Source organism: Nonomuraea sp. B10E15, assembly GCF_039871615.1.
Lineage (GTDB): Bacteria > Actinomycetota > Actinomycetes > Streptosporangiales > Streptosporangiaceae > Nonomuraea.
The window spans coordinates 1-21,155 of the sequence record NZ_JBDPMB010000022.1 but is presented as its reverse complement, the minus strand read 5'-3'; the positions used below and the strand labels follow the sequence as shown (position 1 = coordinate 21,155).

20 protein-coding genes, 2 tRNA genes, 1 rRNA gene and 1 riboswitch are annotated in these 21,155 nt (G+C 68.4%); of the genes, 14 read left to right on the top strand and 9 right to left on the bottom strand.

The window, feature by feature from the left end; all coding sequences use genetic code 11:
- The first annotated feature begins 158 nt into the window (after positions 1–158).
- Together ABGB14_RS39605 and ABGB14_RS39600 are read left to right on the top strand one after the other, a co-directional pair.
- The gene (locus ABGB14_RS39605; protein WP_347649000.1) at positions 159–1,367 is read left to right on the top strand and encodes a sensor histidine kinase; all 1,209 of its coding nucleotides are present in this window, start codon (positions 159–161) and stop codon (positions 1,365–1,367) included.
- Positions 1,364–2,062, top strand: coding sequence for a response regulator transcription factor (locus ABGB14_RS39600; protein ID WP_347648999.1), 699 nt, complete (start codon positions 1,364–1,366; stop codon positions 2,060–2,062). The genes ABGB14_RS39605 and ABGB14_RS39600 overlap by 4 nt, the downstream gene beginning before the upstream one ends.
- A 19-nt stretch (positions 2,063–2,081) precedes the next feature.
- Here the strand turns inward: ABGB14_RS39600 and ABGB14_RS39595 are convergent, their stop codons facing one another.
- The 4 genes from ABGB14_RS39595 to ABGB14_RS39580 all read right to left on the bottom strand — a co-directional run bounded on the left by ABGB14_RS39595 (position 2,082) and on the right by ABGB14_RS39580 (position 6,063).
- Positions 2,082–3,044 (bottom strand): hypothetical protein, encoded by a 963-nt coding sequence (locus ABGB14_RS39595; RefSeq protein ID WP_347648998.1) that lies wholly within the window; start codon positions 3,042–3,044, stop codon positions 2,082–2,084.
- Between the two features lie 5 nt (positions 3,045–3,049).
- A riboswitch (cyclic di-AMP (ydaO/yuaA leader) is annotated at positions 3,050–3,192 on the bottom strand.
- A 66-nt stretch (positions 3,193–3,258) separates the two neighbouring features.
- On the bottom strand, positions 3,259–4,341 hold the full coding sequence (gene galT / locus ABGB14_RS39590; protein WP_347648997.1) for a galactose-1-phosphate uridylyltransferase: 1,083 nt from the start codon (positions 4,339–4,341) through the stop codon (positions 3,259–3,261).
- A complete protein-coding gene (locus tag ABGB14_RS39585) occupies positions 4,338–5,117 on the bottom strand; it encodes a DeoR/GlpR family DNA-binding transcription regulator (protein WP_347648996.1) in 780 nt (259 codons plus the stop codon). The genes galT and ABGB14_RS39585 overlap by 4 nt, the downstream gene beginning before the upstream one ends.
- Before the next feature lie 322 nt (positions 5,118–5,439).
- Entirely contained in the window at positions 5,440–6,063 is a 624-nt protein-coding gene (locus ABGB14_RS39580; RefSeq protein WP_347648995.1) for a uridine kinase, read from the bottom strand.
- Positions 6,064–6,146: 83 nt separating this feature from the next.
- Between ABGB14_RS39580 and ABGB14_RS39575 the strand changes: the two genes are divergently transcribed.
- On the top strand, positions 6,147–6,791 hold the full coding sequence (locus ABGB14_RS39575; protein ID WP_347648994.1) for an SAM-dependent methyltransferase: 645 nt from the start codon (positions 6,147–6,149) through the stop codon (positions 6,789–6,791).
- Positions 6,792–6,858: 67 nt separating this feature from the next.
- Here ABGB14_RS39575 and ABGB14_RS39570 read toward each other — a convergent pair.
- Positions 6,859–6,929, bottom strand: a tRNA-Gly gene (locus ABGB14_RS39570).
- Positions 6,930–7,018: 89 nt separating this feature from the next.
- On the opposite strand from ABGB14_RS39570, the gene ABGB14_RS39565 reads away from it, so the two are divergent.
- A tRNA-Pro gene (locus tag ABGB14_RS39565) sits at positions 7,019–7,095 on the top strand.
- 323 nt (positions 7,096–7,418) lie between these two features.
- On the opposite strand, the gene ABGB14_RS39560 is transcribed toward ABGB14_RS39565, so the two are convergent.
- Positions 7,419–7,919, bottom strand: a complete 501-nt coding sequence (locus tag ABGB14_RS39560; RefSeq protein ID WP_347648993.1) for a hypothetical protein — start codon at positions 7,917–7,919, stop codon at positions 7,419–7,421.
- 311 nt (positions 7,920–8,230) lie between these two features.
- Between ABGB14_RS39560 and ABGB14_RS39555 the strand changes: the two genes are divergently transcribed.
- Genes ABGB14_RS39555 through ABGB14_RS39545 form a run of 3 tightly spaced genes read left to right on the top strand, consistent with a single transcriptional unit; the run spans position 8,231 to position 9,959 of the window.
- Positions 8,231–8,647 (top strand): DoxX family protein, encoded by a 417-nt coding sequence (locus ABGB14_RS39555; protein ID WP_347648992.1) that lies wholly within the window; start codon positions 8,231–8,233, stop codon positions 8,645–8,647.
- 38 nt (positions 8,648–8,685) lie between these two features.
- Positions 8,686–9,435, top strand: coding sequence for a hypothetical protein (locus tag ABGB14_RS39550; protein ID WP_347648991.1), 750 nt, complete (start codon positions 8,686–8,688; stop codon positions 9,433–9,435).
- 11 nt (positions 9,436–9,446) lie between these two features.
- Positions 9,447–9,959 (top strand): DinB family protein, encoded by a 513-nt coding sequence (locus tag ABGB14_RS39545; RefSeq protein WP_347648990.1) that lies wholly within the window; start codon positions 9,447–9,449, stop codon positions 9,957–9,959.
- On the opposite strand, the gene ABGB14_RS39540 is transcribed toward ABGB14_RS39545, so the two are convergent.
- From ABGB14_RS39540 to ABGB14_RS39530, 3 genes are all read right to left on the bottom strand, one after another.
- A complete protein-coding gene (locus ABGB14_RS39540; protein ID WP_347648989.1) occupies positions 9,956–10,903 on the bottom strand; it encodes a VOC family protein in 948 nt (315 codons plus the stop codon). The two genes, ABGB14_RS39545 and ABGB14_RS39540, sit on opposite strands and share 4 nt — an antisense overlap.
- Positions 10,893–11,615, bottom strand: coding sequence for a helix-turn-helix domain-containing protein (locus tag ABGB14_RS39535; RefSeq protein WP_347648988.1), 723 nt, complete (start codon positions 11,613–11,615; stop codon positions 10,893–10,895). Before ABGB14_RS39535 ends, ABGB14_RS39540 begins: the two co-directional genes overlap by 11 nt.
- A gap of 97 nt (positions 11,616–11,712) precedes the next feature.
- Positions 11,713–12,192, bottom strand: coding sequence for an ATP-binding protein (locus ABGB14_RS39530; RefSeq protein ID WP_347648987.1), 480 nt, complete (start codon positions 12,190–12,192; stop codon positions 11,713–11,715).
- Between the two features lie 234 nt (positions 12,193–12,426).
- On the opposite strand from ABGB14_RS39530, the gene ABGB14_RS39525 reads away from it, so the two are divergent.
- From ABGB14_RS39525 to ABGB14_RS39495, 7 genes are all read left to right on the top strand, one after another.
- Entirely contained in the window at positions 12,427–13,293 is an 867-nt protein-coding gene (locus ABGB14_RS39525; RefSeq protein WP_347648986.1) for a helix-turn-helix transcriptional regulator, read from the top strand.
- Between the two features lie 167 nt (positions 13,294–13,460).
- The gene (gene tig / locus ABGB14_RS39520; protein ID WP_347648985.1) at positions 13,461–14,852 is read left to right on the top strand and encodes a trigger factor; all 1,392 of its coding nucleotides are present in this window, start codon (positions 13,461–13,463) and stop codon (positions 14,850–14,852) included.
- A 383-nt stretch (positions 14,853–15,235) separates the two neighbouring features.
- A complete protein-coding gene (locus ABGB14_RS39515) occupies positions 15,236–15,868 on the top strand; it encodes an ATP-dependent Clp protease proteolytic subunit (protein WP_132332989.1) in 633 nt (210 codons plus the stop codon).
- Between the two features lie 10 nt (positions 15,869–15,878).
- Positions 15,879–16,502 carry an ATP-dependent Clp protease proteolytic subunit gene (locus ABGB14_RS39510; RefSeq protein ID WP_132516299.1) on the top strand — a complete coding sequence of 208 codons (624 nt, stop codon included), beginning with the start codon at positions 15,879–15,881 and terminating at the stop codon, positions 16,500–16,502.
- A gap of 184 nt (positions 16,503–16,686) precedes the next feature.
- Entirely contained in the window at positions 16,687–17,970 is a 1,284-nt protein-coding gene (clpX, locus tag ABGB14_RS39505; protein ID WP_132516300.1) for an ATP-dependent Clp protease ATP-binding subunit ClpX, read from the top strand.
- 81 nt (positions 17,971–18,051) lie between these two features.
- Positions 18,052–20,616, top strand: coding sequence for a valine--tRNA ligase (locus ABGB14_RS39500; protein ID WP_347648984.1), 2,565 nt, complete (start codon positions 18,052–18,054; stop codon positions 20,614–20,616).
- A 430-nt stretch (positions 20,617–21,046) separates the two neighbouring features.
- Positions 21,047–21,155 (top strand): 16S ribosomal RNA (locus ABGB14_RS39495); the annotation flags it as partial.

Genomic DNA, 21,155 nt, shown 5'->3' with positions numbered 1-21,155 from the left:
CGGGCTCAGCAGCATGGTGACGGGCGGGGCGGCGGGAGCGCGTCGGGCTCAGGTCACATCCTGGCGCGGCACGCACGAGGCGGGTACGACCCCAGACAGACGCGGTTGTCCTACCGTGGTCAGATGCCGGGTGACGGGTGAGGCGATAGCTTCTCGTCATGAACTGGGCTCGGCGGCTCGGCAGGAGTGGTCTGGCCGACGCGGTGGCGGCGGTCGTCGTGGCGCTGCTCGTCGGCTACACCCTCGTCGATCCGCCGGGGCCGTCGCCGTCATGGCCCGCCTGGTCGGCCTGGCCGGTCGCGGCGGTCGTGAGCTTTCCCGTCGCGCTCCGGCGGCGCCGGCCGCGGGCCATGCTCGCTGTCGCGTGCGCCGCGGCCGCGCTGGCGACCGTGGCCGGCGCCGCCGCGGCGGGCGCGCTCTCGGTGTCGTTCCTGCCGACGGTGCTCGTGCTCTACCTCGTGGCCTCCACCGCCTCCCTCGCCTGGTCGGCGGCGGGCCTGGCGGCCTGCCTGGCCGCCGCGGCGATCACTGTTCTGATCTTCTACGCGCAGGTGCTCCCCGGCCTCTCGCCCGCCGACACGCCCAGCGAGCTGCCTCCCTACTGGCCGGTCGAGATCGGCGTGATCGGTGTGCTGCTGGCAGGCGCATGGGTGCTCGGCACGGCCGTGCGCTGGAAGCGGGACACGACCGCCCGCCTCGTTCGCCACCTCGCCGAGGCCGCGGTGGGCGACGAGCGCAGGCGCATAGCCAGGGAGTTGCACGACATCATCGGCCACAGCATGAGCCTGATCGCGGTCAAGGCGACCGTCGCCAACCATGTCGCCGACGCCCGCCCGCAGGAGGTGCGTGCCGCGCTGTCCGTCATCGAACAGACCAGCCGGAGCACGCTCACCGAGATCCACCGCGTGCTCGACCTCCTGCGCTCCGACGGAGATGCCCAGCAGGCTCATCTGCTCGTCCCCGGCATGGCCGACCTGCCCGAGCTTGCCGCACACGCCCGCTCCGCCGGGGTCGAGGTGGATCTCACCGTCCGCGAAGAGGGCGCGCTCCCTCCCGCGGTAGCGGTGTCGGTCTACCGGATCGTGCAACAGGCTCTCACCAACGTCGTCACCCACGCGGGGCCGACGCGCTGCTCGGTCACCGTGGACATCGACGGGCGGGAGGCCGTGATCGAGGTCGTCGACGACGGCCCTCGCCACGGCCGGCCACCGCGGCAGGGACCCGGCGGCCACGGCGGCCACGGCCTCATCGGGATGCGGGAACGCGCGAAGGCATACGGAGGCACGTTCAGCGCGGGATCGCGCCCCGAAGGAGGCTTCCGCGTGGCGGCTCGGCTGCCCTACGACCTGAACGGCGACCCGGCATGAGCATCGACGCCGCCCCGCACGGTGCGTCCCCGCCCATCCGGGTGCTGCTCGCCGAGGACCAGGTCCTCGTACGCGACAGTTTCAAGCTCCTCATCGACACGACACCGGGGCTGGTCACGGTGGGGGAGGCGGGCACCGGCGCCGAAGCCGTGCTCCTGGCCCGCCGGCATCGTCCGGACGTCGTCCTCATGGATGTGCGCATGCCAGACATGGACGGCATCGAGGCGACCAGGAGGATCTGCGCCGACCCGGCCGGCCCCGGCACGCGCGTGCTGATGCTCACCACGTTCGATCAGGACGACTACGTCTACGCCTCGCTCAGGGCCGGCGCGAGCGGGTTCCTCCTCAAACACGCCACGGCGACCGAGTTGCTGGCCGCCATCCGGGTCGTCGCCGCCGGCGAAGCGCTGCTGGCGCCCACCGTGACCCGCCGGCTCATCGCCGACGTGCTGCGACGCTCCCATCCCGCTCCGGCCACACGTGACCTCGGCCACATCACCCAGCGCGAGCGAGAGGTGCTCACCCTCGTCGGCACGGGCATGTCCAACTCCGAGATCGCCGAGCACCTGCACCTCACCGTCGGCACGGTCAAGACCCACATCGGCCGCCTCCTGGCGAAACTGCACGCCCGCGACCGGGCCCAGCTCGTCATCGCCGCCTACGACGGCGGGCTCGTCAACCCGTCGACGCGGTGATCGCCGAACCGACCTGCCCTCAGTTCATCGAGATGTGCACGTGGTCGTAGTGGTTCTCGGTGATGCTGCCCCGGTTGGACATCGTGCTCCAACCCGAGCCGTGGTTGATGCGCTGCTTCCAGATGACGTACTTGACGCCCAGCCTGCTCTTGTTCTTGATGGCCCACTCCGCGATGCGGTCGCCCAGGGCGGCGTTGGCGGCGGAGGGCATCGAGCCGCCCGTGCTCATCATGAAGTCGCAGGCCCGGCCCAGGGGGTGTTCGCCGCTGGAGCCCGAGCGGAAGCAGCCGACGGTGAAGGGCAGCGCGAAGTTCTTGCCGATCTGCTCCTTCATCAGCCGCGTGCGCGGCGTGATGTTGTCGGAGCCGGACGGGAGTTCGGGTGCCCAGCCGCCGTCTGACCTGCGGTTGGTGCCGAACGGCACCAGGTCCTGGAGCTTCTTCTCGATGTCGTCGATGACGTCCTCGGCCTCGTCGCGCTGATCGGCCACCTCGGCCGCGTCCTTGCGGATCTTGTCGGCGAGCTCGACGGCCTGCGCGGAGGCCTTCTTCTTCTCGTCGCGCGCCCTGGCCACGCCCTGCACGAACGCCTGCTGCTCGGCGGTGACCTGATTGAGCACCGCGGCGCCGCCGCTGTTCTCCGGCAACATGAATACGGGCACTCCGGGGTTGCCGTTCTGGTAGCGCAGGCGGGCTATCTCGGCGACCCGCTTCTCGGCCGTCGTCAGCGCCTCTTCGGCGGTGGCCAGCCGGGCCTTGGCCGCCTTGGCGGACTTCTGCGCCTTGGCCAGCTCGACGCGCTTGAGGTTGTAGGCCTCGATCAGCTTGTCGACCTTCTTGTTGAGCTGCTTGAGCTGCGCGCGCAGCTCCGACTCCTTGGGTTTGGGGGCCGTGGACGCCGCGGACGCCGGGGCCGCCGAAACGACGACGGCGGCGGCGGTGATGAGACCGATGGCAAGACTCGCGGGGGACGAAGCCGCCACGTAGGTGTTCCTCTCCCTCTGCCGGCCGGGTTAGCTGACGGGTTCGGGTATGGGAGCTGCGTATCCCTACCACGGATGTGGATTCACCCCAGGTGCGATGGGTCCCCGGCTCCCGGGCAACTCGCCCAGGATTAGGCGGTGCAACGGCTGTTACGGCCGATGCATAAGGGGATATTAGTGGTAGATCACGAGACATGCGACCTTAAGTAGAAATCTATTCTTGATCTACTTGTGATCGGAGCATGTGCGCGGCCTCTTCCGGCAGCACGTCGTTGACGAACGCGCCCATCGCGGACTCCGAGCCCGCCAGATACTTGAGCTTGTTGGGCGCCCGCCGGATGCTGAAGAGCTCCAGATGCAGGTACGCGAGCTCGCGGTCCCGCCGCACCGGGGCCTGGTGCCAGGCCGAGATGTACGGCATCACGACCCCGAACAGCCCGTCGAAGGCCCGCAGCACCGAGGTGTAGAGCGGGGCGAACGCCGCACGCTCCTCCTCCGTGAGCGCCGCCAGGTCCGGCACCTGCCGGTGCGGATACACGTGCACCTCGTACGGCCAGCGCGCGGCCGCGGGCACGAACGCCGTCCACAGCTCGTTGCCGGCCACCACCCGTGTCCCGGCGGCACGTTCGGCGGCCAGCACGTCGGCGAACAGGTTGCCCGGGCCCTGGTAGCGGGCCGCGGCGCCGAGCTGGAGTTTCGTTCTGGGCGTGACGTACGGGTAGGCGTAGATCTGGCCATGCGGATGCGCCAGCGTGATGCCGATCTCCTCGCCCCGGTTCTCGAAGCAGAACACCTGCTCCACGCCCTCGATCCCGGACAATTCGGCCGTACGGTCGGCCCACGCCTCCATGACCAGCCGCACCTGGGCGTCGGAGAGCTTCGAGAAGGATGACGAGTGATCCGAGGTAAAGCACACCACCTCGCACCGCCCCACTCCCGGACGAACCTCACTCAGCCCACCCACATCTTGATAAGTCCCAAAATTCGTGGAGAAGGAGGGGAAGCGGTTCTCGAACACCGCCACGTCGTAGTCGTACGCAGGGATCTCCGTCGCCCGGGTGTCCGACGACGGGCACAACGGGCACTCGGCGGACGTGCCCGTCGGCAGGAACGTCCGCGTCTGCCGGTGCCCGGCCATCGCGATCCACTCCTCGGTCAGCGGATCGTAGCGCAGCTCGGACGCCACCGGCCGGGGCTCAAGCGGGCGCCGGTCGATCGCGCTCCGGTCGGCGTCGTCGCGCCGGTCGAAGTAGATCAGCTCTCGGCCGTCTGCCAGATGGGTGACGGTGCGCTTCAATGCGTGTCCTCCGCGATGATCAGTTCTCCGGCCCGCTCGGCCAGTTCGGTGCGTGCGTCCTCGGGCAGCCCCGCGTCGCTGATGACCACGTCGGCCTCGCTCAGCTCGGCGATGGTGCTGATGCCCACCGTGTTCCACTTGGTGTGGTCGGCAGGGACGACCAGCCGGTGCGCGGCCGTCACAAGCTCCCTGTCGGTCTCCGACTCCAGCAGGTTGGGCGTGGTGAAGCCGGCCCGCACGCTCATCCCGTGCACGCCGAGGAAGAGCGTGTCCACGTGCAGGCGGCGGATCGCGGCCACGGCCACCGGGCCGACCAGCGCGTCGGACGGCGTGCGCACGCCGCCGGTCAGCACGACGGTGCGGTCGGCGCGCGGGTTGCGATGGAAGACCTCGGCGACGGGGATCGAATTGGTGATCACGGTCAGCTCGGTAACGCCGATGAGGTGGTGGGCCAGCGCCCACGTGGTGGTGCCCGCCGACAGCGCCACGGCGGTGCCGGGGCGTACCAGCCTGGCCGCGTGCCGCGCGATGGCCTCCTTCTCCTGCTGCTGGCGGGCGGACTTCGCGGTGAAGCCCGGCTCCTCGGTCGATCCGGGGCCGAGCGCGGTCGCGCCACCGTGCACCTTCTCCAGCAGACCGCGTTCGGCCAGCACCTCGAGGTCGCGGCGGATGGTCATGTCGGAGACGCCGAGTTCGCGTACGAGGTCGGCGACCCGGACACCGCCGTTGCTGCGCACGCGTTCGAGGATCGTCTGCTGACGCTGCTGTGCGAGCACGCCCGCTCCTTCCAACAGATTCCACCAAATTATGACACGACGCTGTTGGGGAATGTTAGTTCGCTACGGATGGCTTGCGCTGGTCAGCACGGGCGAGAGACGTTGGGAGGACACCGACTCCGGAGGCGAGCTTATGGCCAGGCGAGCACGCAAGGGCAAGGCACGCAAGAAGAAGAAGGCGAACCACGGCAAGCGCCCGACAGCACGCTGACAGGTGGCCGCCCGCCGGCGGCCACCCTCATCCCGGCAGCTCGACGCCCGAGAGGGCAGCCCGTTTCCTGCCGTTCGCACGGCGGTCGCGGACGGCCGATCCGGGGCCGGGTCACACGAGGAGCGCGGGCCGGTCGGGATGATCGGCCCTGATCACGACGTCGGCCGCCTCCTGGGGCCGCACCTCGCGCTCGTACCGCTCATAGGCGGGCAGGCGCCACCGCTCCTCCTCGGACGTGCGGCGCCCCAGCGCCGCCGCGGACAACCACACATGCACGCTCAGCTCGAACGCCAGCCCTCGCCCCAGCAGCAGCGTCCCGTCCACGATCACCACCCCGCCCGGCGGCAGCTCCTCATAGGGCAGCCGGTACGCCCGGTCGATCCGGCTGTCCCACAGAGCCGGCAGCACCCGCCCCGAGCCGCCCTCGTCCAGGGGATCCAGCACCTCCCTGCGCAGCGCCTTGACGTCGAGCCAGTCCTCGTAGAAGGCGTCAGGATCGGCCCTGCCGTGCTCCAGCCGCAGAGACGAGGACCGCAGGAAGTCACCCGCGGAGACCCGCAGCACAGGCCGGCCGCGCAGCCGGAGCGGCGCGACGAGGTCGTCGGCCAGCGTTTCCGGCCGTCCGGCAGGCGCCCCGTCGACGACCACCCGCACCCGACGCCCGCGTGGCCACTGGGAGACCCGCTCGGCCAGCTCGTCGACGAGAACGTCACGGGAGATCGGTCGCGCACGCATCGGAACCAGCTTACGAGCGCCCCCCACCCGGCCTGCCCGCCGCACCGCGGTCGCGGAAGTGCACTCGATCATAAGATCCGCCCATGGACTGGCAGGCGTGGCACGACGAGTACGACGACCCCGGTTCGCGCCTGGCGCGACGATTGCGGGTCGTGCAGCAGCGGATCCGGCTGGCACTCGACGCCTGCCCGCCAGGTCCGCTGAGGCTCGTGAGCCTCTGCGCCGGCCAGGGCCGTGATCTGCTGGAGGTGCTCGACGGCCATCCCCGCCGCGACGACGTGCTGGCCCGTCTCGTGGAGCTCGACCCGGGCAACACCGCGAAGGCCGAGGAGAAGGCCGGCGCGGCAGGCCTGGTCCAGGTCGAGGTGATCACCGCCGACGCCGCGCTCACCGACCACTACCAGGGCATGGTCCCCGCCGACATCGTGCTCGCCTGCGGCGTGTTCGGCAACATCGCGGGCGAGGACGTCGAGCGTACGATCGCCACGTTCGCCCAGCTGTGCCGCGCAGGAGGCACGGTCGTCTGGACGCGCCACCGCAGGCCGCCAGACCTGGTGCCGCAGATCTGCCGCTGGTTCGAGGAGCGCGGCTTCCACCTCGAATGGCTGTCGGAACCGGACGCCGGCTACGGCGTCGGCGCGCACCGCTTCACCGGCACCCCGCAACCCCTGGTCACGGGAGAGCGCATGTTCACGTTCGTCGGTTACGACCTGCTCGGCAACGGTTGAGCACCAGTGCGCGGCACGACGAAGGCCAGGCCCCCGAGGCGGGATGACCTGGCCTTCTCCTCACGTGAGCGGACGACGGGAATCGAACCCGCGTAGCTAGTTTGGAAGACTAGGGCTCTACCATTGAGCTACGTCCGCGCGAACCGGTCGAAGTCTGGTCTAGACTTCATCCGGTCGTCAGGGCGTAAGCGTACCGGAGTCGCGGACCGCATGCGCACTCGGCGAGACGGGGCGTGGCGCAGCTTGGCAGCGCGCTTGCTTTGGGAGCAAGAAGTCGCAGGTTCAAATCCTGTCGCCCCGACCAGCACGAACAGCAAGAAGGCCACTTCCCAGGACGGGGAGTGGCCTTCTGCGTCGCAAGTGAGTGACATGCCGCGTCACTGCTGAGGGTCGAGGCGCCGAAGATACGGTCCATGGCGAGAGCTCCGGACTGCACGAGAGGTCGAATCTGCTTGCGGTGGACAAGCTTCGGTCACGGCTGTGCTGCTGTGGCCTCGCCAATGGCGATCATCATCGTCCGACGCTTCGGTGCGCCCCGTGATTGTTCCCGCCCGCGTCCGGAACAGCTTCCGTCTGCTCATGCAGCCGTTCGATGCCACGGCGGGGCGGCCGGCCGCCAGCACCTCCTCACGTGGCCGTCCGGCGTTCCGCTTCCAAGACCACCAGATGTCCGGACGTGTTCTGCTCAGACAGGCGTTTGAAAAGAATCATGTTGGACGCATCGAGTGGTTCGTTGAACCCATCTGAAGTCGCAACGTCGTAGCTCATCAGCGGCTCAACTGCGATGTATACGTTGACCCATGTGTCCGACTTCAAGTGTGTACGCCAAAGGTTCGGCGGGTTCTCAGCCTTCCATCCGCGCGCTCGAAGGATGCCCAGTGCCCTGTCGAGGGCCTCACGGAAGCTCGACCCACCGACGTCCACCACGAGGATGTCCGTGATCTCGGTGAGGCCGTCCCAGTACCACTCGGTCGTGGTGGCCGCCAGCACCCTTCCCGTACCTCGCAGGTCAGCGATGAGTTCTGGAGCTACACGCGATTCGCTGGGAAGGAACTCCGAACGGCACCCGGTGGCGAGTGAGGCGACAAGCGCGAATGCGACAGCCGCGGAGACGAGGCCGGTTCTCATCGGGACTACTCCGTCCAGCAGCGGGTGGGAGCGACTCAACTCTTCGCCGGAATCAGCGACGACTCCAGTATGTGTAGCGTTCATGGCCCGGAGGAAGGATCGGGTCAGGACATGCCTCCGGCGGGACCGCTCCCGGCACCGAGGTGATCGCCACGCTGCCCGCACACCGGATCGGTGAGCGGCCTTCGTACGTACCGGCTCCCGGAAGGGGTGCATCTACGTGCACCCCTTCCGGGTAGCCAGGCCGATTCTCCCCGGCCGCGTCCGCCCCTAGCGTCGAAGCAGGAAGCCGATCGACAGGGGAGAACGCCGTGACCACCACAGAGAGCAAGGCCGATCGTACGGCGGCCGGCGGGCGCGTCCTCTCCGCCGTCCTCTGGTTCCTCCAGGTTGTCGTGGCCGGTGTCTTCCTGATGTCGGCCATGGGGAAGTTCTCGAACGTCGAGCCGGCGAGGTCCACGTTCGAGGCCATCGGGTTCGGAGACTGGTTCCGCGTCCTGGTGGGCGTGCTGGAGGTGGCGGGGGCGGTGGCGCTGTTCGTGCCGCGGCTGGCCGGCCTGGCGGGTCTGGCGTTCGTCGGGCTGATGGCGGGCGCGACGCTGACCGAGTCGTTCGTGTCGGGTGGCGGCGTGGTGATGCCCCTGACGACGCTCGTGCTCTGCGCCGTGATCGCCTGGGGGCGCAGGCGGAGTACGGTCCGGCTGTGGACGGTCGTCACCCGGCGGTAAATAGACTGTGAAGCCCGCCCCCCGTCACGGGCAAGGACATGTTGAAGCTGTTCGACGACGACCCGATCTCCCGCCCCCTCACCTATCCAGGCCGGATCCCGGAAACCTCCGGGGTCCTGCTCGACGACGCGTACGCGCCGCTCAAGCCGGCGGGCAGCAGCCCGGGGGAGTGGCGCGCGGCCGGCGAGCCGCTCAGCGCACTGCTGGCACACCGGGGCTGCCGGCCGCTGTCGGCTCGTCACCGCGTCGTCGCCGTCGGATCCAACGCCGCGCCGAGCCAGGTGCGCAGGAAGTTCCTCGACCGCGGGGTGTGCGGCGTCGTTCCCATGACGCTCGCCGACGTGCCGGGCGTCGCCCCCGGCGTCTCGGCCCATGTGAGCAGGGCGGGCTACGTGCCCGCCGCGCCGATCGAGGCGCCCGGCGAGACGTCCAGGCTGTTCGTGCTCTGGCTGGACGAGCGGCAGCTGGCCGCCCTCGACCTCACCGAGCCCAACTACACGAGGACCACGCTCGCGCACCCGCTCACGCTGGAGCCGGGTCTGCACTTCCCGCCCGCCTTCGTCTACGCGGGCAAGCACGGGTGCCTCATGGACGCCGGCCGCCGCCCCCGCCGCCTGACGTCCCAGCGAGCGCTCATCCGGTCCCTCCTGGAGGAGACCCCAGGGCTGAGCCACCTGTGCGGTGACACGCCGGACGACTTCGTCGCCACCGTCAGGGACGACACCGTGCGCGCGGCGGCGTCCCGCCTCCTCCAGGCTCGGCCGCGGCCCGAGGTGGCCGCCGGGTAGAGTCTGGCCGCGTGACCGACACCAATGCCGACACCCGCGTTCCTCCACCCCGGGCCGGCGACGAGCGAAGCATCCTCGACACCTGGCTCGAGTGGCACCGCGGCACGCTCGCCGTCAAGTGCGCCGGCCTGACGGACGAGCAGTTGCGCCTCCGTTCGGCGCCGCCCTCCACCCTGTCCCTTCTGGGCCTGGTCAGGCACATGGCGCACGTGGAGCGTTCCTGGTTCCGTCGTGTGCTGAACGGCGAGGACATCCCCAAGCTGTGGGACAAAGACCGCGACAACGACGCCGACTTCAACGAGGTCGACACCGCCTCCGTCGAGGAGGCGTTCGCCACGTGGCGGGAGGAGATCGAGCTGGCCCGCGCCATCTCGGCCGCCGCGCCGCTGGACGCCGCCGGCGAACACAGGGGCGCCGACTGCACCCACCGCTGGATCCTCGTCCACATGATCGAGGAGTACGCCCGCCACAACGGCCACGCCGACCTGCTACGCGAGCGCATCGACGGCGCAAAGGGCGACTAGGGGCGGGCGGTCTCACGGAAGATGATCGCGGCGCCGAACGCCGCGCGGGCGGGCACGACGAGCTCCCCCGCGGAGGTCCTGCCCAGCGGGATGCCTCCGGCGCGCAGGAGGCGTTCGGTTCGCGCGGCGTCGTTCACGCCGACCGCGTAGGCCACGAAGCCGGGCAGCGCCGCCGCGCTCTCGCCGGGCAGCAGCTCGTCCAGTCCCGACGCGGCGGCCAGCGTGACCCTGGCCTCTCCTCCGAGCTCGAACACGCGCACGGGCCCGTCCCGCCGTGCCGTACGCCCCAGGTAACGCTCGTAACGCCGCTCGGCCTCGTCGAGCGCGTCGTCGGCCACGCACAGCACGCACTCGACCAGCCCGTGCGCGCCGTTGGGGTGGCTGATGCCGGCCGAGGCGCGGTCGTTGGCGGCCAGCCCGACCCGCCCTTCGGGGACCCGGCCGGGCTCGATGCTGTCGATCTCCAGGTAGCGGACGGGCTCCATCCGGGTCCCGTCCGCCGTCTCGACCGGGCGTTGCGCGGCGTGGACGCCGCCGTGCCCGACGCGGGCCGCCGCCAGCCGCGCGGCGGCCCCGTCGATGTCCTGCGCGTCGAACATCAGGATGTGCACGCCCTCGAAACGTCGCAGGCAGGCCTCCAGGTTGGCCGCGGTGCCGCGGACGGCCTCCTTGAGCGCGGTCAGCCGCTCCGAGGGAGCTTTCAGGGGGATCAGCCTGGCGTCGCCCGGCACCCGCCCGGATCCCGCGACCGTGACCAGCTCGACGAAGTTGCCGGGGAAGTACGCGTGCGTGTTGCCCACGCCGAACGGCTCGGGAGGCTCGCCGAGCACCGGATAGGCCGGGCCAGGCAGGCTGAACCCGAGCCGCCGGTAGCGGTCCAGCGCCTGGTCCATGTCGCGGACGAGGTGGCCGACGTGGTGCAGCCCGTCGATGTCATGATCCATGTTTGCCTCCGTAGGCGGCGTCCCTGAAGTCATGGGAGAGTCGTTCGAAGATCTCGACGACCTCTGCGGCGGCGGGCTCGCGTGCGGACGGCCGCTCGGGCTCGAAGGTCCTGCGCAGGGTGTCGGCCAGATGCCCGGCCTTCTCCTCCAGCCCGAGCGTCACGTCGGCGGGCAGCAGCGGTTCGATCGCGAAGAACCCGAACACGATGGTCGGCAGCGAGTAGTCCAGATCCTCAGGACGCAGCCCGGCGCGCAGCAGCCCGTGCCCGGCCAGCACCCGCAGATAGTCGCGCGAGGCGATCAGCTTGGCGCCCTCCAGCGGTTTCCTCGCCGGGCTGGAGAGGAACTTGTCGAGCGTCTCCGCGTCCCTGGTGAAGAGGGCCCGCAGCACCGGCCGGCCCATCGCCTCCAGGAAGAACCTGCGCATGTAGCGGTGCAGCATGATCTCGTCGGGGTCGGCTCGCATGGCCGCGGCCACGGCGTCCAGCATCGCGACCGCCTCGCGGGCCGCCACGGCGAAGAACAGCTGCTCGCGCGTGCGCCAGTGCAGGTAGATGGTGCCCTTGCCGACTGCGGCCAGCTTCGCGATCTCGTCGATCGTCACCCGCCGGTATCCCCAGCGCAGCAGCAGTTCCTTGGCCGCGTCGAGGATCCGGTCGGCCCGCCCGTCGTGCTCGCCTCGCATGTCCGACTCCCATGACTGATGACTCATGACCAATATAGTGCTCTGGTCACGCCGATGCGCATGCAGGAGCGCATGACCATGCATGGAAGCAGGTCAAGGGGGTCGTGCGGGAACTGAAGGGTCTCTAAGGGGCGTCAGCGTGGAAGAGCGCCCAGACGGCCTTGCCGCCGCTCGCCAGCGGGTCCCAGCCCCAGCACTGGCTGTACGTTTCGACGATGTAGAGGCCGCGCCCGTTCTCGGAGATGAAGTCGGGCTCCTTGGGCCGCGGCACCTCGTCACTCGGGTCGGCCACCGCCAGCAACACGTGCGGTGCGACCCGCATGAGCAGCAGCTCGATGCCCCGCCCCCCGCGCGCGTACATCGCGTACCTGATGGCGTTGGTCACCAGCTCCGACACCACCAGCGCGGCGTCGTCGCTCAGGTCGTGCAGGCCCCAGCCGCGCAGCGTCGAGCGGGTCACGTCTCTGGCGGTCTTGACCGAGTCGGCCTGGAAGGGCAGCGGGCACGAGGTCGTGTACGGCTTCCCGCCCATGAGAAGGTGCTCGAAACCGACTTCGCGGGTGATCTGCAGGCAATCGGCAGTGGCCAGCGGATCCTCCACCATGCTGCCGATACCTCCCCGTTGAACCTTCGTTAGTGCATGTTTGGCCCAATATGCACTAACCCATGATGGGTCACGCGGCCGGGTCGCTGCAAGACCCAAATGCACGTGCAGTTGCATTGTGCAGGAGCAAGCGGCGTCAGGATTACGGCCGCCGAATCGGACACGAGGTTGAGACCTTGTCATACGTGGCGATGTGGTGTCACTGTGTGTGCGGACCTTGATAGGAGGAAGCAAGTGACGCAGAACCAGCCGGGTTCCGGGCCGACGGCGCTGCGCATCCTCCTGGGCTCCCAACTGCGCAAGCTCAGGGAAGCGAACAACGTCACCCGCGAGGAGGCGGGCCACCTCATCCGGGGCTCCGAATCCAAGATCAGCCGCATGGAGCTGGGCCGGGTGGGGTTCAAGGAACGCGACGTGGCGGACCTTCTCACGTTGTACAAAGTCGTGGACGCGCAGGCCCGTTCCGCCGTGCTCGACCTGGTCGCCACCGCCAACGAACCGGGCTGGTGGCACCGGTTCAACGACGTCCTGCCCACCTGGTTCCAGGCGTACGTCGGCCTGGAGGAGGCCGCCGCCAGGATCAGGACCTACGAGGTCCAGTTCGTGCCGGGATTGTTGCAGACCAAGGAGTACACCCGGGCCGTGGTGACCGCCGGGGCGGCGGGCATCGGAGCCGAGGAGATCGCCAGACGGGTGGACCTCCGGCTGGAACGCCAGCGGATCCTGGACAAACCCGACGGGCCCATCTTCTGGGCGGTGATCGACGAGGCCGCGTTACGCAGGCCCATCGGCGGCGCCGAGGTGATGAGAGCCCAGATCGAGCACCTGATCGAGCTGATGCGCCAGCAGAGCATCACGATCCAGGTCATGCCGTTCAGCTTCGGGGGGCACAGCGCGGAGGGCGGAGCGTTCAGCATCCTGCGCTTCCCCGACAGCGACCTGCCGGACGTCGTGTACGTCGAGCAACTCGCCAGTGCGCTCTACCTCGACAAGCGCGAGGACGTGGACCGATACACCGAGGTGATGGAGCGGCTGTGCGCCGTGAGCACCACCCCGGACGAGACGATCGAGCTGTTGCGGACGATCGCGGACGAGTTCTGAGAGTCGTGACGTCGTTGTCGGGTGTGCATCTGCCCTAGACTGGCAGTCGGCGTTGGATCCCGCCGTGGCGGAGCATGCCCGACACCGCTCATGTGGGCGCGGCGCGTGAGCCGAAACCGATGAGACGCGCCCGCGATCACTCGTAGCTTGATCAAGGAGACCATTCCGTGAAGACCGCTGTCGAGGAGCTCAGCCCGACCAGGGTCAAGCTCACCGTCGAGGTGCCGTTCGACGAGCTGCGCCCCAGCATGGATGCGGCATACAAGAAGGTCGCGCAGCAGGTGCGCGTCCCCGGGTTCCGGCCTGGCAAGGTTCCGGCCCGCATCATCGAGCAGCGCTTCGGCCGGGCGGTAGTGCTGGAGGAGACCCTCAACGACGCGGTGCCCAAGCTCTACGGCCAGGCCGTCGACGAGGTCGACGTGTTCCCGGTCAGCCAGCCGGACATCGAGGTCACGAAGATCGACGACGGTGAGCAGATCGAGTTCACCGCCGAGGTCGACATCCGGCCCAACTTCGAGGTCCCCGAATACCAGGGCGTCGAGGTCACGGTCGACTCCGCCGAGGTCTCCGACGACGACGTCAACGCCCAGCTCGACGCGCTGCGCCAGCGGTTCGCCACGCTCACCGGCGTCGAGCGGCCCGCCGCCAACGGCGACTTCGTGGTCATGGACCTGCGCGCCGAGATCGACGGCAAGAACATCGAGGAGCAGCAGGCCAGCGAGGTGTCCTACGAGGTGGGCGCCGGCTCCGTGCTGCAGGGCCTCGACGCCGCGCTCGAAGGCATGTCCGCGGGTGAGGAGAAGAGCTTCAAGACCGAGCTGGTCGGCGGTGACAACGCCGGCGAGGAAGCAGACGTGATCATCAACGTCAAGTCGGTCAAGGAGAAGGTCCTGCCCGAGCTCGACGACGAGTTCGCCCAGCTCGCCAGCGAGTTCGACACGCTTGAGGAGCTTCAGGCCAGCATCCGCGAGCAGGCTCGCCGCAACAAGCTGATCGACCAGGTCGTGCAGGCGCGCGACAAGGCGCTCGACGCCGTGCTCGACAAGATCGACATCCCGCTCCCCGACAGCGCGCTCAAGGCCGAGGTCGACGCCCGCAAGCACAACCTCGACCACCAGGTGGCCGAGAGCGGCCTGAGCCGTGACGCCTTCTTCCGCCTCTACCAGACGACGGAGGAGGAGCGCTTCGCCGAGTTCGAGTCCAGCGCCGCCAAGGCGATCAAGGTCGGCTTCGTGCTCGACAAGATCGTCAAGGCCGAGGAGCTGGGCGTCTCCGAGCAGGAGCTGACCAACTTCGTGGTCCGCCGGGCCATGGAGATGGGCGTGCAGCCCAACGAACTGGCCAAGCACCTCGCCGACAACGACCAGCTCACGCTGGCCATGGTCGAGATCGTCCGTGACAAGGCCAAGTCCGTGCTCGGCGACGCCGCCAAGGTGGTCGACACCGAGGGCAACGAGGTCGACCTCAAAGGCATCTACAGCGAGATCAACGGTGGCGAGGCCGTCGAGGAAGAGGACGCCTCGGGCGAGAAGGCCGACGGCGAGAAGGCCGACGCCTGACGCTCCGAGCCAACCGGAGCCCCTGGACCCGCCGGTCCGGGGGCTCCGTCGTGACCGGACGTCGTGACCGGACGCCCTCCGGCCCGGGCCGGAGCGCTCAGACGGCTTGTGAGGCGCCAGGAGGACCCGCGGCCCCCGCGGACGGCGGGCCGGCGCTCGTCGCGCGGCGCACGCCCTCTCAGGACGTCTGAGAGAGGCCGCCGTACGCGTGCTGCCTCACCAGGGGACGAAGACCGCACAAGCCGAAGAAGCGTAACAGGCAACCATTCGCTCGAACCTGCGCCGTCAGCGAACAGTACGGGGGACCGGGCATGACCTGTGGGCCGGGGGCGTTAGGGTCACAAGCAAAGCCCATCGATTACGACGCATCGGAAGGTGACGCTGTGACCAGCCCGCCGACCTTCTATCAGCCTGAGTCTCGAGGCCGTGAGAACGGCTCCGCCTTCCGGCTTGAGGACCAGCTTTACCAGCGCCTGCTTCGCGAGCGCATCATCGTTCTCGGGCAGGAGGTCAACGACGAGATCGCCAACCGCATCTGCGCAGAGCTGCTGCTGCTCGCGGCCGACGATCCCGACCGCGACATCACGCTCTACATCAACTCGCCGGGTGGCTCGGTAAGTGCGGGTATGGCGATTTACGACATGATGGAATACGTCCCTAACGACGTATCCACGGTCGTTATGGGTATGGCCGCGTCGATGGGGCAGTTCCTGCTGTCCGCCGGCGCCCGAGGCAAGCGTTACGGCCTGCCGCACGCCCGTGTCATGATGCACCAGCCCTCCGGCGGCATCGGCGGCACCGCCGCAGACATCGCCATCCAGGCCGAGCAGATGCTCTACGTGAAGAAGACGCTGGCCGAGCGGATCGCCCACCACACCGGGCAGCCACTCGAGCAGATCGAGGCCGATTCCGACCGCGACCGCTGGTTCACGGCCGAAGAGGCCAAGGACTACGGCTTCATCGACCACGTGGTGCGCAGCGCACGGCAGGTGCCCACGCAGGGCCCGGTCTCCTAGGGGAGCTGACATGAACATCGAAAGCCGTTACGTTCTCCCCTCCTTCGTCGAGCGCACGTCCTACGGCGTGAAGGAGATGAACCCGTACAACAAGCTCTTCGAGGACCGCATCATCTTCCTCGGAGTGCAGATCGACGACGCGTCGGCCAACGACGTGATGGCCCAGCTGCTGACGCTGGAGTCACTCGACCCCGACCGTGACATCAGCATCTACATCAACTCGCCCGGCGGCTCGTTCACGGCCATGACGGCGATCTACGACACGATGCAGTTCGTCCGGCCGGAGATCCAGACCGTCTGCCTCGGCCAGGCCGCGTCCGCCGCGGCTGTGCTGCTGGCCGGCGGCACCCCTGGCAAGCGGTTCGCGCTGCCCAACGCCAGGGTGCTGATCCACCAGCCGTCCACCGAGGGCGGCGGCCAGGGCAGCGACATCGAGATCCAGGCCCGCGAGATCCTTCGCATGCGTTCCCTCCTCGAGGACATCGTGGCGAGGCACTCGGGCAAGTCCTCCGCTGAAATCCGCAAGGACATCGAACGCGACAAAATTCTCAACGCGGACGAGGCGAAGGCGTATGGTCTGATCGACGACATCATCCCGTCCAGGAAGAAGCGAGCTCAGGCCGTGGCTTCCTAGACGAGACGTGACGCGCCGGAGCGCTGCCCAAGAGGGCACGTTCCGGTGCGACTCGCCGCTAGGGGGCTCACTGAGGGCCCAGAAGACGGTAACGTCGAAACCTGAGCGGTTCGGCCTAGTCCGGAGGATGTCCGGAGACACTGCTCGCGTGAGCAGGGCGGTCCCACGCAAAGGAGTATCTGGGGTGGCACGCATCGGCGACGGGGGAGACCTGCTGAAGTGCTCGTTCTGTGGAAAGAGCCAGAAGCAAGTCAAGAAGCTCATTGCCGGTCCAGGCGTCTACATCTGCGATGAGTGCATCGATCTCTGCAACGAGATCATCGAGGAGGAGCTCTCCGAGTCCTCCGAGCTCAAGTGGGACAACCTGCCCAAGCCGAGGGAGATCTACGAGTTCCTCGACGCCTACGTCATCGGTCAGGACAAGGCGAAGAAGGCTCTTTCGGTGGCGGTCTACAACCACTACAAGCGGGTGCAGTCCGGCGACCGGGGCAGAGACGACGGCCTCGAGCTCGCCAAGAGCAACATCCTGTTGCTCGGGCCGACGGGTTCGGGCAAGACGCTGCTGGCGCAGACCCTGGCGAAGATGCTCAACGTGCCCTTCGCCATTGCCGACGCCACCGCGCTGACCGAGGCCGGCTACGTCGGCGAGGACGTCGAGAACATCCTTCTCAAGCTCATCCAGGCCGCCGACTACGACGTGAAGAAGGCCGAGACCGGCATCATCTACATCGACGAGGTCGACAAGATCGCCCGCAAGAGCGAAAACCCGTCGATCACGCGCGACGTCTCGGGCGAGGGTGTGCAGCAGGCGCTGCTGAAGATCCTGGAGGGCACCACGGCCTCGGTGCCTCCGCAGGGCGGCCGCAAGCACCCCCACCAGGAGTTCATCCAGATCGACACGACCAACGTGTTGTTCATCTGCGGCGGTGCCTTCGCGGGTCTGGAAAAGATCATCGAGTCGCGCATCGGCAAGAAGGGCATCGGCTTCAACGCCATCATCCGGTCGAAGGAAGAGGTCGACACCGCCGACGTCTTCGGCGACGTGATGCCGGAAGACCTGCTCAAGTTCGGCATGATCCCCGAGTTCGTCGGCCGCCTGCCCGTCATCACCTCGGTGCACAACCTCGACCGCGAGGCGCTCATCCAGATCCTCACCGAGCCCCGCAACGCGCTGGTCAAGCAATACCGCAAGCTTCTCGAGCTCGACGGCGTCGAGCTGGAGTTCACCGACGGCGCCCTCGAGGCCATCGCCGACCAGGCCATCCTGCGCGGCACCGGCGCCCGCGGGCTGCGCGCCATCCTGGAGGAGGTGCTCCAGTCCGTCATGTACGAAGTGCCCTCCAGGCAGGATGTCGCCCGCGTGGTCATCACCCGCGAGTCGGTGCTGGAACACGCGATCCCGACTCTCGTCCCGCGCGACCAGCTCGCCGCCAAGCAGCAGCGCACGCCGCGCGAAAAGTCGGCCTGAGCCGCAGCCGTTCACACCGGACGCCCCGTGGTCGCGAACCATGGGGCGTTCCGCTTTCCCGCCTCCCTAGAATTGGTCACTGTGACAACGCCAGAGCTGCCTACTCAATACACACCGGCCGACGTCGAGACCCGGAGCTATGAGCGCTGGGTGTCCGAAGGCTACTTCCGAGCCGACCCGGGCAGCACACGCGAGCCGTACAGCATCGTCCTTCCGCCGCCCAACGTGACGGGCGTCCTGCACATCGGGCACGCGCTCGACCACTCCGTCCAGGACGCGCTGACGCGACACGCGCGGATGAAAGGCCACGAGACCCTGTGGCTGCCGGGCATGGACCACGCCGGCATCGCCACCCAGAACGTCGTGGAGCGCGAGCTGGCCAAGCGGGGCTTGTCACGCCACGACCTGGGCCGCGAGGCGTTCGTCGAGCGGGTCTGGGAGTGGAAGGAGGAGTCCGGCGGCCGGATCCTCAGCCAGATGCGCAAGCTCGGAGACGGCGTCGACTGGTCACGCGAGCGGTTCACGATGGATCCCGGCCTCTCGCGGGCCGTGCAGACGATCTTCAAGAAGCTGTTCGACGACGGGCTGATCTACCGCGCCGAGCGCATCATCAACTGGTGCCCGCGCTGCCTGACCGCGCTGTCCGACATCGAGGTGGAGCACAGCGAGGACGAAGGCGAGCTCATCTCGATCCGCTACTCCGACGAGATCGTGGTCGCCACCACGCGCGCCGAGACCATGCTCGGTGACACGGCCGTGGCCGTGCACCCCTCCGACGAGCGTTACGCGCACCTGATCGGCACGCTCGTGGAGGTGCCGCTCACCGGCCGCATGATCCCTGTGGTCGCCGACGAGCACGTCGACCCCGAGTTCGGCACCGGCGCGGTCAAGGTGACCCCCGCCCACGACCCCAATGACTTCGAGATCGGGCGGCGCCATTCGCTGCCGTCGCTGACCGTCATGGACGAGCGCGGCGTGATCACCGCGCACGGGCCCTTCCAGGGGCTCGATCGCTTCGAGGCCCGGCCCGCCGTGGTCGCCGCCCTGCGTGCCGAAGGCCGCATCGTCGCGGAGAAGCGACCCTACCTGCACTCGGTCGGTCACTGCTCGCGCTGCAAGACCGTGGTCGAACCCCGGCTGTCGCTGCAGTGGTTCGTCAACGTCTCGCCGCTGGCCAAGGCCGCTGGCGACGCCGTTCGCGACGGCCGCACCCGCATCCACCCGCCCGAGCTGGCCAAGCGCTACTTCGACTGGGTCGACGACATGCACGACTGGTGCATCTCCCGCCAGCTCTGGTGGGGCCACCGCATCCCGGTCTGGTACGGCCCTGGTGGCGAGGTCGTGTGCGTGGGCCCCGACGAGGAGCCGCCCGCCGGCTACACCCAGGACTCCGACGTCCTCGACACCTGGTTCTCCTCAGGGCTGTGGCCGTTCTCGACCCTCGGCTGGCCCGACTCGACACCCGAGCTCCAGCGCTTCTACCCGACCTCCGTTCTGGTCACGGGTTACGACATCCTGTTCTTCTGGGTCGCGCGCATGATGATGTTCGGCCTGTACGCCATGGACGGCGAGCCGCCGTTCCGCGTCGTCGCGCTGCACGGCATGGTCCGCGACCAGTACGGCAAGAAGATGTCCAAGTCGTTCGGCAACGTGGTCGACCCGCTCGACTGGATCGAGCGCTTCGGCGCCGACGCCACCCGGTTCACCCTGCTGCGCGGCGCCAACCCCGGTGCCGATGTCGCGGTGAGCGAGGAATGGGCGGCGGGCTCCCGCAACTTCTGCAACAAGATCTGGAACGCCACCCGGTTCGCCCTGATGAACGGCGCCACCGTGGGCACCCTCGACGACGCCGAGCTGACCCCGGCAGACCGGTGGATTCTCTCGCGCCTGCAGTCGGTCGTCACGGCCGTTGACGCCGCGTTCGAGGAGTTCGAGTTCGCCAAGGCTTCCGACCTGCTCTATCACTTCGCCTGGGACGAAGTCTGCGACTGGTACCTCGAGCTGGCCAAGATCCAGCTCGGTGAGGGCCGGGAGCACACCCGGCTCGTGCTCGGCCACGTGCTCGACGCGCTGTTGCGGTTGCTGCACCCGCTGGTGCCGTTCGTGACGGAGGAGTTGTGGCGGGCCGTGACCGGCGGCGCGTCCGTCGTCGTGGCGTCGTGGCCGAAGGCCGACGGCCGTTACACCGACGCCGCGGCCGAGGCCGAGATCGGCGCGCTGCAGGAGCTGGTGACCGAGGTGCGCAGGTTCCGCTCCGATCAAGGGCTCAAGCCCGGCCAGAAGGTGGCCGCCCGCCTCGGGCTGGCCGGCACGCCGCTGGCCGGCCAGGAGACGGCGATCCGCGCGCTGCTGCGCCTCACGGCGCCGCCGGAGTCGTTCAGTGCCACGGCGCGCTTCACGGTCGGAAAGGTGTCCGTGGAGATCGACACCGCGGGCGCCATCGACGTCGTGGCCGAGCGTAAGCGGCTGGAGAAAGACCTCGCCGCCGCACGCAAGGAGGCCGCGCAGGTGGCGGCCAAGCTGGGCAACGAGCAGTTCATGGCCAAGGCACCGGACGACGTGGTGGCCAAGGTGCGGGGCCGTGCCGAGCAGGCGTCAGCCGACATCGCACGGCTCGAGGCACAGCTCGCCCGGCTCGGGGTTTGAACCGCGGCCCCGAAGGGAAGGTCTATTCGTTACCTGAGAACGGACCTTCGACCCCGCCGGGGCTGCTACAGTTTTTGAGGCGGGGCAGTCAACCCCGACACCCCTCTGATCAACCCCGACTTTCGGGCGGTCCGGCCACGCGGTTGGACAACGGCCGGATGTTGGAGTAAGTTAGCAGGGTTGCCTCCAAGCGGGGCACGTCCGGAAGATCCCGGATCGGGCGGTTTGACAAGAATCGTCCGAATAGGGTAATCTAGAGGAAACGAAGTGTGAGCCTCCACGTTGGAGTCGGTCAAAGATTCCAGCGGGGATGTACGCGTGCGTTTCTTGAGAACTCAACAGTGTGTTAAAAGCCAGTGCATGATGCACAACCCCGTTGATCGACGTTTGTCGGTTGATGGATTCCTTTTTTTTAGTTGGGTTCAGACCTTTTTTGGAGAGTTTGATCCTGGCTCAGGACGAACGCTGGCGGCGTGCTTAACACATGCAAGTCGAGCGGAAAGGCCCTTCGGGGTACTCGAGCGGCGAACGGGTGAGTA

Excerpts from the sequence above, each read along its gene's own strand:
- ABGB14_RS39605 (WP_347649000.1), top strand. The coding sequence starts at position 159 with ATGAACTGGGCTCGGCGGCTCGGCAGGAGTGGTCTGGCCGACGCGGTG.
- ABGB14_RS39600 (WP_347648999.1), top strand. The coding sequence starts at position 1,364 with ATGAGCATCGACGCCGCCCCGCACGGTGCGTCCCCGCCCATCCGGGTG.
- ABGB14_RS39580 (WP_347648995.1), bottom strand. The coding sequence starts at position 6,063 with ATGCGTGCGCGACCGATCTCCCGTGACGTTCTCGTCGACGAGCTGGCC.
- ABGB14_RS39575 (WP_347648994.1), top strand. The coding sequence starts at position 6,147 with ATGGACTGGCAGGCGTGGCACGACGAGTACGACGACCCCGGTTCGCGC.
- ABGB14_RS39560 (WP_347648993.1), bottom strand. The coding sequence starts at position 7,919 with ATGAGAACCGGCCTCGTCTCCGCGGCTGTCGCATTCGCGCTTGTCGCC.
- ABGB14_RS39550 (WP_347648991.1), top strand. The coding sequence starts at position 8,686 with ATGTTGAAGCTGTTCGACGACGACCCGATCTCCCGCCCCCTCACCTAT.
- ABGB14_RS39540 (WP_347648989.1), bottom strand. The coding sequence starts at position 10,903 with ATGGATCATGACATCGACGGGCTGCACCACGTCGGCCACCTCGTCCGC.
- ABGB14_RS39535 (WP_347648988.1), bottom strand. The coding sequence starts at position 11,615 with ATGAGTCATCAGTCATGGGAGTCGGACATGCGAGGCGAGCACGACGGG.
- ABGB14_RS39530 (WP_347648987.1), bottom strand. The coding sequence starts at position 12,192 with ATGGTGGAGGATCCGCTGGCCACTGCCGATTGCCTGCAGATCACCCGC.
- ABGB14_RS39510 (WP_132516299.1), top strand. The coding sequence starts at position 15,879 with ATGAACATCGAAAGCCGTTACGTTCTCCCCTCCTTCGTCGAGCGCACG.